This is a genomic window from Wolbachia endosymbiont of Armadillidium vulgare str. wVulC, from assembly GCF_001027565.1.
Classification (GTDB): domain Bacteria; phylum Pseudomonadota; class Alphaproteobacteria; order Rickettsiales; family Anaplasmataceae; genus Wolbachia.
This window is the reverse complement of the sequence record NZ_ALWU01000006.1, coordinates 1-13,349: the sequence shown is the minus strand read 5'-3', so window position 1 is coordinate 13,349 and position 13,349 is coordinate 1. Positions and strand designations below refer to the sequence as shown.

Here is a 13,349-nt window from a genome sequence, read left to right as displayed (position 1 = left end):
GTATATAAACTATCACAAGTACAAATTTCTATTTTATCTTACATTTTTATTGTAATAACCTATATGAATCATACAATTTACCCTCATTATATACTAACTCATAGGTTGTATTTTTCTTGTTCTCGATATTTTTGAACTTTAGCATTATATTTCTTCCTCTACATAATGTTTGCTTTTATATATTAGTTACATTAATAACTTATTAATTGCTCAATCAAGCGCTACCCATAGAACTTTTCCAGTTGCTCACTCCACAACATCGGTATTTCCCTCAAGTCAGCTAGCCTCAAATCTCTTGGTTGCCTCCCATTTACTATGTCTTCTTTAATTTCTGGCGCTAAATAATTTAACCTTAAAATTTGCTGTATACGTCTTGTACCTATGTTTATTTTCTTACTCAGCTCTTTTATATTTGCATATTCTCCTTCCTCTAGCTGACGTTTCCACAAATGAGCTCTTACCACTGCTTTCAGTAGTGCATTATTTGTTTTTCCTTCTGGCTCTACTACTGTGCATTTATTCCCTTTCTTCTTTATTGGAATAAATGTTTCCTCTGACTCAGAATATACCTCTGTTCCATCTTCTCTTACCATTACTCCTTTTATTAATTTCTTCACCACTTCTTTCTGTTCTCTGAAACTTAAATTTTTCCACTCTTCCGCTTTTTCTCCCCATTTTTCATATAGCTGCTCCGCTTTCTTCATCACTTCTTTTTCTACTTCTCCTGCTATTACATTTCTGTTTTCTGATTCACAACCTTTTCCCCTTAAATGATTGTTGCATACGTAATATCGATATCTCTTATTCTCTTTTTTTGCATACGTCAGCGTCATATTTACATCACAGCTCTTACACTTAATTATTCCCCTAAGCAGCGCTTCCTCATATCTTGCTTTTCTATATGGCTGATTCTTTATCAATTCTTGTGCTTTTTGCCATTTTTCCTCTTTTATTATTGCTTCATGCTTTCCCTCATATTGCTTCTCATAATGCCTTATTTTTCCCATATATATTGGATTTGTTACTATTCTCCTTACCGTCGCTTTTTTAAAGATATCTGATTTCGCACGGTACCCTTGGCTATTTAACTCTCTCGCCAACTCTGCCATTGACTTCAACTCCAAATATCTTTCAAATATATACCTTACCACCTTTGCTTCTTTTTCATTTATTATTAATTCTTTATCTTTTACATCATACCCTAGCGGCAAAGTTCCTTCCATCCATAACCCTTGCTCTTTCGATGTTGCTATTTTATTTTTTACTCTCTCCACTATCATCTCTCTTTCTAGCTGTGCTGCTCCTGATAACACTGTTTGTACAAACTTTCCCATTGGCGTATTATTGTCAAATATCTGTGTTACTGCTACAAAATTTACTCTATGCCTTCTAAAAAATGACGTTACTTCGATGCTGTCTTTTGTTTCCCTTGATAGCCTGTCTAATGTATATACTACTACACAATCTACTTCCCCTGCTTTCACATCTTCAAATAATTCCTTTATTGCTGGTCTTTCTAAATTTTTTCCTGAATATCCGCCATCATCGTACCTTTTGGCCAATATCACCCAGCCTTCTTTGCTCTTTATATATTTCTCACATGCTACTCGCTGTGCATCAAGACTGTTAAACTTTTGTTCTAGCCCATCCTCATTTGATTTTCTCGTATATATCGCGCATCTTACCTCTTTCAGCATTTTCAACTTCCCTTTTGATCACGCAAACCAAATAGGAGCGGCCCATTGTAACTCATTCCCATTATTTTTCCAGCTACTGCTGACAATGACGTGTAAAACTCTTCTTTATAGATTAAACCTTTATCTGTTACCATTACCGCATGCGTCTCTTCACCTCTCTCTAATATTAGCTCTGTTCCTGCTACTGGCAATTTGTCACTACTTATTCTCTTTCCCTTCTCTAGCCGATCTGCCAGATACTCTAGTCTTTTTATCCCCTTTCTTGACATTTCTCCATATGCTTTTTCCTGCATTCTATAAGCTAATCTTGGTATCAGATATTTCTTTGAGTATCTAGGCGCTTCTTTTCCATATACCTTCTTCCATATTTTCTTCAGCTCTTCTAATGTTTTTTTCTCTAAATTCATTACTTTCTTTTCTATTTCTTCCTCCATGCTTTTAGCCTCTCATAGAAGATTTCCCACTTTGCTGTTCAAATAACTTTTCAATTCTGTCCGTTTCTTTCTTTAATACCTCGGCTATTTCTTTGCTATTTTTCGCATAATCCATCGCTGTCATTCCAAATTTATCTGCTTGCTCTATTTCTCCTCCTGCTTTTACTAGCTCCTCCACTATTTCTTTTTCACCTACCATACATGCAAGGTGCAGCGGTGTGCATTTATTTCCATATTCCTCAGCATTTACATTCCCTCCTGATTTTATCAATTCTCTCACGGTTTCTAGACGTTTCTCTGTTACCGCTAGATGCAGTGCTGTGTGTCCTTCTACATCTGCTGCATTCACATTCGCTCCTTTTTCAACTAATAATCTCACTGTTTTTGCGTCTACTGCATAATGTAAAACTGTTCTTCCTTTTTCGTCTCTTTCATAAATATTTTCATATGAGTTCTCTAATAATTCTTTTGCTGACTTATTAAATTTGCCAAGCTTTAACATAATCCACCCCACCTTTTCTTTAAATTTAAATCCCTCTTTTAAACCTTCCTTTTCGCTACCTCATCTATCATTTCGTTCACTTGGCTCATTATTTTGCTTGCTAAATTTTTACATTCTTCCTTTACCAGTGATTTGTCTCTCTTCCTTATTTCTTCTATCTCTATTATTTTTAACTCCGGCAAATAACTCCCATTCAACATGTCTGCTATTTCTCCCACTAGCCTCTCTATTCCATAGCAGGTCAGTTCTCTACTTTTTGTTATTCCTCCTTGTTCTCTCAGAAATTTACTCGCCTCTTCACTCTCTTTGCTATCACATAGACGATACTTTTCACTTTCCCAAATGTAATACATTGGTGTTGCACCATATTTATTCAGTTGATTAACTTCAGCTCCCGCTTTTACTAGCTCTTTTATTATTTCAACTCCTGCTCCTCCTATTTTGCATGCAGAGTGGAGTGGCGTACATCCAGTGACATATTGAGTGGCATTTACTTCTGCTCCTTCCCTTAGCAGCACTTTTACATTTTCTAAACTTTTTGCGAATACTGCACAGTGCAGAGGTGTATAACCATTTTTATCTCTTGCATTTACCTCTGCCCCTTTTTTTATTAATAACCTCACTGTTTTGTAATCGGAGATTTCTACTGCTTGATGCAATATCGTCTCTCCTTCTTCATTTCTTTTATTAATGTTTTTACTTGATACTTCTTTAAAAAACTTACTCTTGCTAAAACTCATTTCATACCTCACAAAATTAGCTTTTCCAGCGCCAGACAAATTTCTTATATTTACCTGCTGCTATTCAAGTCATGTCCTTTTTAGCATGAGAAAGCAAGTCCTTTTCTTTTTATTTCATACACTTTAACCTGTTATTAATATAATATATGAGGATTTAAACATAAGTGCTTAACTTGTTATAGATATTACTTGGCTATTTTTCCAACTTCTGTGCAAATGTCGATGTTCGTGCCACTTCAGTACTCCCGGGTAAAATACTAAAATGTAATTTTCCGGTTCGTGTATTGAATCCTTTTGCTCTGAATTTACATCGCTTTCAAAATGAACATTGTGTTCTGCTATACCAAATCTTATAACTTTTTGATCGGTAAAATCTTCTACCTTGTAGTGGTGAGTAACGCTAAACCTTTCTAAAATTGGCTTGTATTTTAAATTCCACAGTTGTTCAGATAGTTTACTACTTCCCAATACAAATTTATTTCCTTCTTCTTCTACGCTACTAACTGGAAAACATGCATTTATTTCTCCCAAATTCCAACTGTCCGATAATACTATCTGCGCCTTTGCAAACTTAATTGCCGGTAATAAGCTCTGTGGTAGCGGATATAACGTTTGTAAATTATTCCACTGATGACTTCTTTCATAAATACCGTTATAATTCTTTGTGTGAGGCTCGGTTTCTCCAAGTATTGCTACATCTAATCGATATATGTCATTACTAAATGCTTGCTCATAATGATCGCGTAGATAGTTTTCTATTATCCTAATAACTGGACCACTAGACCTGAAAAAATTTACTCTTCCAAATGATAACACTGGTCCATCTTTTTCTATTTTTACCCCTGAATAGTCAGAAAGAAGATCTCCAAATAAACTCTCATCCAATATAAATCTCTGCGCATTATAATAATCGTTAAAAATCCTCATCAATCTGGATCTTGCAGGTAATGATAGTTTTGCAAGCTCTACTACTGCATCTACGAAGAAGTCATTTGGTACCTCTTTTATCCCTACCTGCAACTCAAAAAAGTGTTTACCGGGTGGCTCTTCAATAATTGTAATATCTTCTATATTTGCCCATTTTAATGCTATTTTCAGTGACGCTGGTGTTCCTCTTAAACGCTGAAATTTTATTCCTTCTTTTATCGCTCTTCTTTTATCTTTTGCCCAGCGTAGAATTTCTTCTAACCCGTATTCTTCAACCAACCACGGCAATACTTCTTCTTTTAGGTTAAATTTAAACCCTCTGATACAACTTGGATCTACTTTGTAATCAATAGCCTCTACTAATGCTTGCTCTTGTTTTGTTGCATTTGGTGGCAGTAACATTAATTCAACTCAATCTTTAAATTTCTTAAGGCAGCACACTCATTTCCTGCTACAATAACATCCTCTCTTGGCTCGATTAATTCCACGTTTTCCACTCCTTCTACGAACAAATTCGCTATTATCCATGATCTTGTGACACTCCATCCCAGCCTTCTACTTGCTTCAAACTTCTTAATGAACTGTTCCTTAATTTCCTCCTTTAATATTACAGAACTTATGCTCATTCTGCTGTGAATATCTATTTCTATAATATTGCAACTTACCACTTCAATCGTATCTGTTAAAATCCTCACATCCTCCTTGTTTAGCTGATTTCTGACAATTTCTAGTAATTCTTCTTGGGGTATGCCAGTTTGTGTTGATAAGATTGAAACTTGTACTTTTCCTGGTACCAGAGATTCTACTAATGCATCTTTAACTCTCGTATCTGCTGAGAGTGCTTGAAACCGATAATTCCCTCCTGTGCTTGAGCCAACTATTCTTGCCTTGATTCTTTTTCTAAATCGTTCATCATCATCTTCTTTTTGCCTCTCCACTCCATAAAACTCAGCCAAATTATCAAGATCTTCTCCCGTTGCAAATTTTAGTAAATTACTTTTTACAGCTTCGTTTATCCTTTGTCTGAGTAAAAGTTCTCGCCATGCTGATACTTCTAAAATCTTCATCGCTGGATCACTTTCAACTAATGCTGTAAAATTTGCGTCACGCTTCACCAACTCTTCCTTCATCCGAGAAAAAATCTCTTCAAAGTTCAGTGGTTCGATAATATTTGGCTGCTGCATTTTTAAACAACTACTCCATTAATATTTATGAACTTACCTTCTGAAAGATAGATACCTTCTAAATTCAATGTTACTCTCCCTTCTTTAACTTCAGCAATCTTTACTTTTTCTAACTTAAATCTCCTCTCAAATTTCCCCAGTGCTTCTGCTGTTGCTGCATAGATTTCCAAAGTTAAATCCCTATCTATTGGCTTATCCACTAACTCAAATAGTCTTGATCCATAATCTCTTCTCATGATTCTACTGTTAATAGGAGTGGTCAGTATATCAATTATCGATTGCTTTAAGTGCTCCATTCCTTCTAACGCTTTTCCTGTTTTAGTATCCATTCCTTGTATCTTGAAAAAAGCATCTGATGTTTTAAGCTTAAGCATTAGGTGGAGAAGGGAAAAATTCTGCGTTCATTCCTAGATATAAAATCTGCATGAAAGATTAAGAGTTCCCTTCTCAAAAGTAGAGGCTGGACGGTATCGTAGAAAAACCTAAATGGTTCTAATTCTGTATTCACAAGGTAAGCCTTACTTTTCATTTTAAATGGTAACGTATGGGGTTATATATGATCAACAACTTTTTAGGTATAGACATTTCAAAAGAACACTTTGATGTTTCTCTCTCATTCATAAGTAAAAAAGGAAGACGTGAAGCAAGGAAAAGAAAATTTAAAAACGATGATATTGGGTTTCAAGGTCTGCTGAGCTTTTTACAAAAACATAATGTAGAAGAAGTAAAAGCCTGTATGGAATTCACTGGTTGTTATGGCGAAGCTTTGGCTGAATTCCTTCACAACGCTGGATATTTTGTTAGTGTTGTGAACCCAGCTTGCATAAGCTTTTATGCAAAAAGTAAGCTTGCACGGCAGAAGAATGACCAGTCTGATGCAGAAATTATTGCAGATTATTGTCAGAGACAGGAACCTTCTCGTTGGACACCACCTTCCCCTGAAAAGAAAAAACTAAAACATCTTTATCGTTGCTCAGATGCGTTAAAGAATGAGCTAGCATTAGTAAACAATCATTTAGAAAAGAAAGAGAGACTGCCTGAAGAAGTTGTAAATGTTTGGGAAAACCTTGCAACGAGTATAGAGCAATCAATAGAAACAATAAAAAACTCCATACGTGAACTATTAAAACAACACAAAGAATTGTTGGAAGATTTTCAACTCTTATTAACTATTCCAGGAATAGGAGAGGAATCAGCAATAGCTATTTTAGCTGAAATTCCTGATATAAAGGCTTTCATAAATGCAAGGCAATTGGCAGCATATGCAGGAACCATACCAAAAAATATAACATCAGGTTCATCTGTGCATGCCAAGACTAGATTGAGTAAATCAGGTTCACGAACATTACGTAAGGCGATGTATTTTCCTGCTATAGTAGCTAAGAATCACAACCCTATCATTATGACTTTTTGCGAGAGGTTAAAAGAGAAAGGCAAACATAATATGGCTGTTGTGGGAGCTTCAATGCGTAAGTTACTTCATATTGTTTTTGGTGTTTTAAGTTCAAGAAAAGCTTTTGATCCAGATCATATCAAAAACTACAGGGCTATGAGGTTGATTGAAGCTTAAAGTCCAAAAATTCTTCCAATATATCTTATGTAAAACAGTACCTTACACAAATTTATTGAATATTGTTGGTTAGTGTATATGTTGATAAGTAAATTTCTGCTGTTGTGTACGTATAAAATTAATTTACTTATCAACATATACACTAACTATAATCTGCGTACCACTACACGAAATATAGATTGGAAGAATTTTTGGATTTTATGATACAGCTTGGACAATTTTTATAATTTTTTTGTTGACTCGCAAGACGGTATCTTTCATTTTTAGTCTGCAAACACGTCTTCACTGCCTTTTATTACTTTAAACCCACATGAAACTACATCTCCTACTCTTCCTATACTATAGCCATTTGCAAACACTGTTTTTGATCCTTCAGTTAATACTCTTCCTTCTGTAAAATTATCTCCTTTTCGGCAAATTGGCTTACCATTTACAAAAACATTGTTACTGCCACTAATGCAAAAATGCGGTGTTGCTTCTACACAATAATCTCCTACTCGCACAACCGATTTATTCATGTTATCTAAGTGAGAAGGTTGCCCTTCTTCACTCGACTTCAAAACCGGACTTGATAGTTTACCCATCATCCGGCTTCTCTCTAATTTGGTGCTTTTCATGCACACCTCCTATGTACTTCATCATGACAATGTCCATGCAGCAAGGATAAATTTTTGCTCATATTATTGCGTCTATTAAGGTCTTTATGGTGTATCTCTAGGACGTCATCACTTTTAAACCAAAGTTGACATTGAGCACATTTACCTTGTTGCAACTTCATTAATTTTGTTACCCTTGGTGGCTTATCTGGAATCTTCCTTAAACGATTACCCCAATAGATCCAATCCCCATCATATGGCGATTTAGTTCCTTTCACTTTGACATGCCGTTTGATAGCATGATCGCTGTGTCTAATAAGATGAATCTTGTTACTTGCCATAAATCTCCAGTTGTCATTTTTATACTTATTAAAGTATTTCCTCTTAATCCAGCATTTACCTTTGTTTGGATGTCTACGGACTGCCCATTTCCAAAGGTTTCTATGCACTATATCACTCATTAATTCAAAGGTTTTCCTAGAAACTACTAACATATAATATTGACTCCACCCTCTAACTATAGGATTAAGTTCTTTTATTACTGCTTCTTGCGTTGCTCCACGTAATCCTTTAAGCTTATGTTTAATAGTGAATTTATGCTGTTTTATAGATTCTTGACTTGGTTTCATTAATAACTTGTAACCTTTCTTACTACTTCTTGTTGGATAATGTCTTATAGAAAATCCAAGAAAATTGAATCCTGGTTCTTCTCCATTTAAAGTGTGAGAAATCTTTGTCTTTGACATTTTTAATCCTAGTCCAATGGTTTTTAGCCATTCCTCGACTATTATCCTTGCCTTAAGAATGATTTCTTTACTTTCATGTAGGACCGCAAAATCATCGGCGTAAGCAATTACACTTATTGATTGTTGTGCTACTGTACGTGATGCCTTGCTACCATATTTCCTTTTGGCGTATTGAAAAAGTTCACATACTAATGCTTTTTTAATATGACTTTCTAATCCATGTAATGCAATACAAGCAAGTAAAGGAGAAATTGTTCCTCCTTGAATTATACCACATTTAGTAGGTTTAAACTTTCTATCTTCCATAACGCCTGCTCTCAACCATCCTTTTATAATTCTCTTTAAAGTTGGTGTGGTATTGAGTTTTTCTAGCAATGCGTGATGGTTAATATTATCAAAGCATCCAGAAATATCAGCATCCAGAATAAATGCTGTTTTCCTTCCAAGTGAAATAAATATAGCCGCTATTGCATCATGACATGACCTACCAGGTCTAAAACCAAAAGTGTTTGACTCGAACTTTCCCTCCCACTCCGGTTCTAGTGCCATTTTGACAAGTGTTTGTTTTGCTCGATCTGCTATCGTGGGTATACCAAGGGGGCGATACTCCAGTGGTTTTCCAGATTTTGGGACCCAGACACGTCTTGATGGTTTTGCTTTTTTTCTTATATCCAAAGAGTTTGCTAATTGCAATCTTTCTTTTTGATTAAGACTAGCTTTTCCGTCAATGCCTGCTGTCTTTTTTCCCCTGTTATCCTGAGTCACCTTTCTGACAGCGAGTGTTCTTGCACTTGTTGATTTGAGTAATAATCTCTGAAGCTTATGCATCTTTTTGATATCATTACACTTAGAAGCTCGGTAAATTCGTTTTTGTAGCTTAAATGAAGATTTCTCCAGCTTACGCCAAGGAATTTCGTTCCATTTATACCTAACTTTTTGTTGGCTCATAACATATTCACTACTACTCATAACTTTACCTTCCAAACTACAGTGTCCACGTCTGCATATCCCAAGTGTTACTTTGAGCATTTGCTTCTTAAACAATCCCTCCACATAGAAGCATTCAGTTGGCCACCTTCTTAGTTATCCTTCTTAAACAAAGAATAATAAGAGCTTCCATGTGGTTACTCCGTTCCATGACTTTGTTTCACGTTAGACTTAGATTCCTACTATTTGCCGGAAGCTGAGAATATCCATAATCAAAGAAACTAAAACTTTGACTCCTCTTTTGCTTCGTACCATTTTGGTCAATGCGTTTTCAACCTTATTTCGCATATTAAACCTTACGACAATTCAGACATAGGTTTCTCTCGTAATCATATCTAACTCTGTTTGCAGGAATTTGCCATAAGGTTTAGCATTACCCGCTTCTATCTCATGCTTGCACCTTAGAGGTTGCCAATCTCTAAAATGTGAGATACACATTATCCCCGATATCTAGGGAAGATGGAATTTAACCATCACAAAATCACGACTTTCGGATCGCACTTAATTAAGGTTTATTCTATCTGCTTTCAGTTTTATTCCACTTTTTGTCATTTCTATACTTGATTCTCCAGCTTTCAATGTTATTTTGTCCACTACTTCAATCTCTAAATGATGTTTCCCTTTATTATATGTAAACTTCGTCCCATCTTGAAATTTTACACTATTTATTTCTTTTTTATTCTCTGGTGCATGGTATTTTTCCTGATATATTCCTCCTAACACCACTCCTAATGATAGTTCACCAAGAGGAGAAAATACCACAACTTGTTCATCGATATCTGGCGGAGACCAATCTCTATCTTTTCCTGCTTTGCTTGTTATCCATGGCAACCAATCTGTTAAAAATTCTCCTATTTTCACTCTTACTTTTGCTTTTTCATAATCTATTTCTTTTACAACTCCTATACGAACAATGTTCGCCAATTTCCTCTGTAATTCCGAAATTGCAAAATTATTTTCTAACATTTATTTCACCGATTTCTATTTTGTGTGGCCTAAATTTTCCTTTTTCCCAAATAGATCGCCCTACGTGTATTGTATGCACCCACTCTACCATCCACACTAAATATGCATCGAGCTCTGGCCTAAAATCATCTCCTCCTCCTGAGATAAATTCTCCTGGTGAAACATTTTTTACGTTCCAAGTATTTTTATTTACTACTCTTGCTACTTCTGCTGCTAATGACCTTACAACTAACGAGGAATCCTCGACTGTTCCATCAACTACAATTCTCGCTTCAAATCTTGCTTTCAGCGCTAATTCCTCTGTTCCAGGATCATGTCCTTTTTCAAATCCGCTAAGTTCCACAAACACCGCTGGCGCTACTAATTCTTTTCTTATCGATGGATAAATTTCACATGTTTGTATTGCTGGTATTTCTTTCTTCAGTGTGGTGCAAATTGCATTATGCAAATCTTTAAAATTCATACACTTCCTGTAATATAACTTAATTCACGTTCAAAAAATTTTGTAAATACTTTCTCAACCTCATAATTAACAATATTATCCTTGAAGCCTCTGGTTCCAGTGGTAGTTTTACTTCCTTTATTGGCAATGCTGCTCTTCCTTCACGTTTAAAAATACCGCTATTTCCTTTTGGCATAACTGCTGCAAATCCTCCTATAAACTCATGCTTTCCTACTTTCGATCCTCTTCTTGTTTTTTGTATTTTGCCAATTGTCGATGCTCTAATGTCGTAGAGATTTGCTCTAATTAACACTTCTAATCTGCTTGTTTTTGCTTTAAAAATTCTTAATCTCTTTCTTATCAAACTTAATTTTATCTTCTTTTCCTCACTAATTTCCTTAGCTGCTTGTGATTTTAGCCATAGTGCTGTTCTGTTTAACGCTCTCACTATTGCTAATTCTATTTTTTTTCTTTTAGCGTTTACACTTTCTATACTATTAACTTCTATATGCACAGACATTTTACACCCCATACGCTTCGATTCGCCAGACCATTCCAGATTTATCTCTAAGGTGGTGTGTGTATTTTGTATTTGCAATCACCTATAACAAAAATATCTCCTACAATTGGCCTCAGTATATCAAAAATGCTTACCTCAAGAAAAAGCATCTCTCCCACAAATTGTCCTTCACCAATCTCGTATAATTTATCTGGCTGTTGCTTTAATACCTGTACCATATATGACTTATCCTTTGATTTATATAAAGCCACTTCTCCTAAATGGGCAAAACAATCTTTAAATAATCTCTTAATATTCTCTTGCACGTTTCTCCGCTATATACTAACATTTATATGCTAAGAAGAGGTAAAGCATTCTTCTGCCTCACACCACTTTATATTTGCTCTACCTATGTTGCAACGACTTTTACTGATCGTTCATATTGATGCTCCTATAAAAAATTTATGATGTTGAGTTTACCATTTTTAAAATCTATTAACATTCTAATAGTTTCTGATTTATCCTCAAATAAATATTTGCAATTAGCTTTACTAGTATCTTTTTGTATTTTAATTTTACCGTTATTAATTCTATCATAAAGCCAATGCCTAGAAACTTTAAGGATTTTTGCAACTTGCGAAATAGTAAGGTAGCCAGGTACTTCAATGGGAAGTGGATGATACTTTTTTTGAGAAATATTATTTTTTAATCGAATCCTTTCTACTGTACTTTTTAAAACAGTGTTCTTCTTGGGAGAGCGATATCCTTGTTTTTCCAGGTACTGAGCAATTTCTATATCTGTTTTGTCATCTTTGCTTAGCTTTACTATAAGTTGTTCCATTTCTGTTGCGTTGGTTAATTCACGAAAAGAATTCACTGAAATAGGAATCTGAAAAGTGGTAGTTTCTCCACCATGCCATACAATACGTATTTGTAAGCAATCACGTTTAATTCGGTGCGCTACTACCTTGTCAATTATGCAACGGAGAAAAGATTTTTGTTGTTGATGTGACAGAACTGGTTTATACCAAATTTCAGGTAATTTCCTACCTATATCTAGAAATACCTCTTTCAGTTCCTCAGATAATTGAGGAGTAGGTTTTTTTGGATGTTGACGTTCAAATATAACCTCCGCATCCTTAAGGTCACTCAATGCTTGTTCCCAACGCTTTTCAAGTTCTGCAGCTACAAGACGATTATCAGGATCAACTTGATTAAATTGTCGTTCTGCCAGCTTAGCTTGATATCTTAAGCGTTCTAATTGTTGCAAACGTACTTTATTAATTGCTTGTTCAGATTGTAACTGTGAATCAATAGCTTTGGTATAAGCATCCAACTCAATTTGACTAAGTGCTTCAAAAAATTTAGGAACTACTTCATTGTCAATAGCATCAGCAGGTAAACTTTGACATATAGGTTCAAGACCATGTTTGTACGAGTGATTACATATATATTGGTTTCCTTTTTTGTACTTCACTATCATTTTGTATCCACATTCTCCACAATAGATTATTCCATGCAATAACAAGGCTCCTTTTCTAGGTATTCCGCGTGTTTTTCCATGCATATATTCTGGATAATTATCTTTTAGCATTGTCTGAATTTTTATAAAACTTTCCAATCTATATAAGCTGGATATTTATCTTTTACAAAAACTTTTCATTTTTCTATTGGCAATTCTTTTTGTCGTTTTTTCAGCAAAGGATAGTTTGGAATTTGGGGTACAACGACAATAAACAAATGCTCCAGCCATAAACTGGATTCTTAAATTACGAAGAAAAATTGCACCCCTCTTTCGGTTTTTCCCATTTGTAATTTTTTTTTAAATACCTATACCCAAGGAAAAAATAAATTTGAAGATTTATGAAAAAAAAACCTTAAAAACCCTTTTCCGGCTGGATATCTTTTTTTTTAAAAAAAATTTTTTAAAAAAAAAAACCCCAAAAAAATAAATGCCTTGGAAAATTTTTAAAAAATATAGGAATTTCCCCTTTAGGTTTTTTTTTTAAACACCCCCTTCCGGGGGGAAAAAAGAGGGGGGGGGGAGATCTCCCCCCCT

At 35.0% G+C, this 13,349-nt stretch carries 13 protein-coding genes and 2 pseudogenes; 1 reads left to right on the top strand and 14 read right to left on the bottom strand.

Annotated features, from left to right (window positions below):
- Positions 1–221 precede the first annotated feature (221 nt).
- From wVul_RS04505 to wVul_RS04475, 7 genes are all read right to left on the bottom strand, one after another.
- On the bottom strand, positions 222–1,697 hold the full coding sequence (locus tag wVul_RS04505; RefSeq protein WP_047759351.1) for a recombinase family protein: 1,476 nt from the start codon (positions 1,695–1,697) through the stop codon (positions 222–224).
- 2 nt (positions 1,698–1,699) lie between these two features.
- On the bottom strand, positions 1,700–2,131 hold the full coding sequence (locus tag wVul_RS04500; RefSeq protein WP_047759350.1) for a DUF2924 domain-containing protein: 432 nt from the start codon (positions 2,129–2,131) through the stop codon (positions 1,700–1,702).
- A gap of 4 nt (positions 2,132–2,135) precedes the next feature.
- A complete protein-coding gene (locus wVul_RS04495; protein ID WP_047759349.1) occupies positions 2,136–2,633 on the bottom strand; it encodes an ankyrin repeat domain-containing protein in 498 nt (165 codons plus the stop codon).
- Between the two features lie 38 nt (positions 2,634–2,671).
- Positions 2,672–3,373, bottom strand: a complete 702-nt coding sequence (locus wVul_RS04490; RefSeq protein ID WP_047759360.1) for an ankyrin repeat domain-containing protein — start codon at positions 3,371–3,373, stop codon at positions 2,672–2,674.
- 168 nt (positions 3,374–3,541) lie between these two features.
- On the bottom strand, positions 3,542–4,702 hold the full coding sequence (locus wVul_RS04485) for a phage tail protein (RefSeq protein WP_047759348.1): 1,161 nt from the start codon (positions 4,700–4,702) through the stop codon (positions 3,542–3,544).
- Positions 4,702–5,484 carry a baseplate assembly protein gene (locus wVul_RS04480; protein WP_047759347.1) on the bottom strand — a complete coding sequence of 261 codons (783 nt, stop codon included), beginning with the start codon at positions 5,482–5,484 and terminating at the stop codon, positions 4,702–4,704. Before wVul_RS04480 ends, wVul_RS04485 begins: the two co-directional genes overlap by 1 nt.
- A 2-nt stretch (positions 5,485–5,486) precedes the next feature.
- Positions 5,487–5,822: a GPW/gp25 family protein gene (locus wVul_RS04475; protein ID WP_047759359.1), complete on the bottom strand. Its 336-nt coding sequence runs from the start codon at positions 5,820–5,822 to the stop codon at positions 5,487–5,489.
- Between the two features lie 218 nt (positions 5,823–6,040).
- On the opposite strand from wVul_RS04475, the gene wVul_RS04470 reads away from it, so the two are divergent.
- On the top strand, positions 6,041–7,054 hold the full coding sequence (locus wVul_RS04470) for an IS110 family RNA-guided transposase (RefSeq protein WP_047759358.1): 1,014 nt from the start codon (positions 6,041–6,043) through the stop codon (positions 7,052–7,054).
- 263 nt (positions 7,055–7,317) lie between these two features.
- Here wVul_RS04470 and wVul_RS04465 read toward each other — a convergent pair whose 3' ends face one another.
- From wVul_RS04465 to wVul_RS04435, 7 genes and pseudogenes are all read right to left on the bottom strand, one after another.
- On the bottom strand, positions 7,318–7,572 hold the full coding sequence (locus tag wVul_RS04465) for a PAAR domain-containing protein (RefSeq protein ID WP_047759357.1): 255 nt from the start codon (positions 7,570–7,572) through the stop codon (positions 7,318–7,320).
- Between the two features lie 95 nt (positions 7,573–7,667).
- Positions 7,668–9,425: a group II intron reverse transcriptase/maturase gene (ltrA, locus tag wVul_RS04460; RefSeq protein WP_202966476.1), complete on the bottom strand. Its 1,758-nt coding sequence runs from the start codon at positions 9,423–9,425 to the stop codon at positions 7,668–7,670.
- A gap of 459 nt (positions 9,426–9,884) precedes the next feature.
- Positions 9,885–10,349 carry a phage baseplate assembly protein V gene (locus wVul_RS04455; RefSeq protein ID WP_047759346.1) on the bottom strand — a complete coding sequence of 155 codons (465 nt, stop codon included), beginning with the start codon at positions 10,347–10,349 and terminating at the stop codon, positions 9,885–9,887.
- Positions 10,336–10,812 carry a hypothetical protein gene (locus wVul_RS04450; RefSeq protein WP_047759345.1) on the bottom strand — a complete coding sequence of 159 codons (477 nt, stop codon included), beginning with the start codon at positions 10,810–10,812 and terminating at the stop codon, positions 10,336–10,338. The genes wVul_RS04455 and wVul_RS04450 overlap by 14 nt, the downstream gene beginning before the upstream one ends.
- Positions 10,809–11,311, bottom strand: a pseudogene (locus tag wVul_RS04445) (phage tail protein). The gene wVul_RS04450 and the pseudogene wVul_RS04445 overlap by 4 nt, the downstream one beginning before the upstream one ends.
- 1 nt (position 11,312) lies before the next feature.
- Positions 11,313–11,616: pseudogene (locus wVul_RS04440) on the bottom strand (head-tail joining protein).
- A gap of 125 nt (positions 11,617–11,741) precedes the next feature.
- On the bottom strand, positions 11,742–12,884 hold the full coding sequence (locus wVul_RS04435) for a recombinase zinc beta ribbon domain-containing protein (RefSeq protein ID WP_153295567.1): 1,143 nt from the start codon (positions 12,882–12,884) through the stop codon (positions 11,742–11,744).
- Positions 12,885–13,349 lie beyond the last annotated feature (465 nt).

Excerpts from the sequence above, each read along its gene's own strand:
- wVul_RS04490 (WP_047759360.1), bottom strand. The coding sequence starts at position 3,373 with ATGAGTTTTAGCAAGAGTAAGTTTTTTAAAGAAGTATCAAGTAAAAAC.
- wVul_RS04485 (WP_047759348.1), bottom strand. The coding sequence starts at position 4,702 with ATGTTACTGCCACCAAATGCAACAAAACAAGAGCAAGCATTAGTAGAG.
- ltrA (WP_202966476.1), bottom strand. The coding sequence starts at position 9,425 with ATGCTCAAAGTAACACTTGGGATATGCAGACGTGGACACTGTAGTTTG.
- wVul_RS04465 (WP_047759357.1), bottom strand. The coding sequence starts at position 7,572 with ATGAATAAATCGGTTGTGCGAGTAGGAGATTATTGTGTAGAAGCAACA.
- wVul_RS04495 (WP_047759349.1), bottom strand. The coding sequence starts at position 2,633 with ATGTTAAAGCTTGGCAAATTTAATAAGTCAGCAAAAGAATTATTAGAG.
- wVul_RS04470 (WP_047759358.1), top strand. The coding sequence starts at position 6,041 with ATGATCAACAACTTTTTAGGTATAGACATTTCAAAAGAACACTTTGAT.
- wVul_RS04480 (WP_047759347.1), bottom strand. The coding sequence starts at position 5,484 with ATGCAGCAGCCAAATATTATCGAACCACTGAACTTTGAAGAGATTTTT.
- wVul_RS04500 (WP_047759350.1), bottom strand. The coding sequence starts at position 2,131 with ATGGAGGAAGAAATAGAAAAGAAAGTAATGAATTTAGAGAAAAAAACA.
- wVul_RS04435 (WP_153295567.1), bottom strand. The coding sequence starts at position 12,884 with ATGCTAAAAGATAATTATCCAGAATATATGCATGGAAAAACACGCGGA.
- wVul_RS04450 (WP_047759345.1), bottom strand. The coding sequence starts at position 10,812 with ATGAATTTTAAAGATTTGCATAATGCAATTTGCACCACACTGAAGAAA.
- wVul_RS04455 (WP_047759346.1), bottom strand. The coding sequence starts at position 10,349 with ATGTTAGAAAATAATTTTGCAATTTCGGAATTACAGAGGAAATTGGCG.
- wVul_RS04505 (WP_047759351.1), bottom strand. The coding sequence starts at position 1,697 with ATGCTGAAAGAGGTAAGATGCGCGATATATACGAGAAAATCAAATGAG.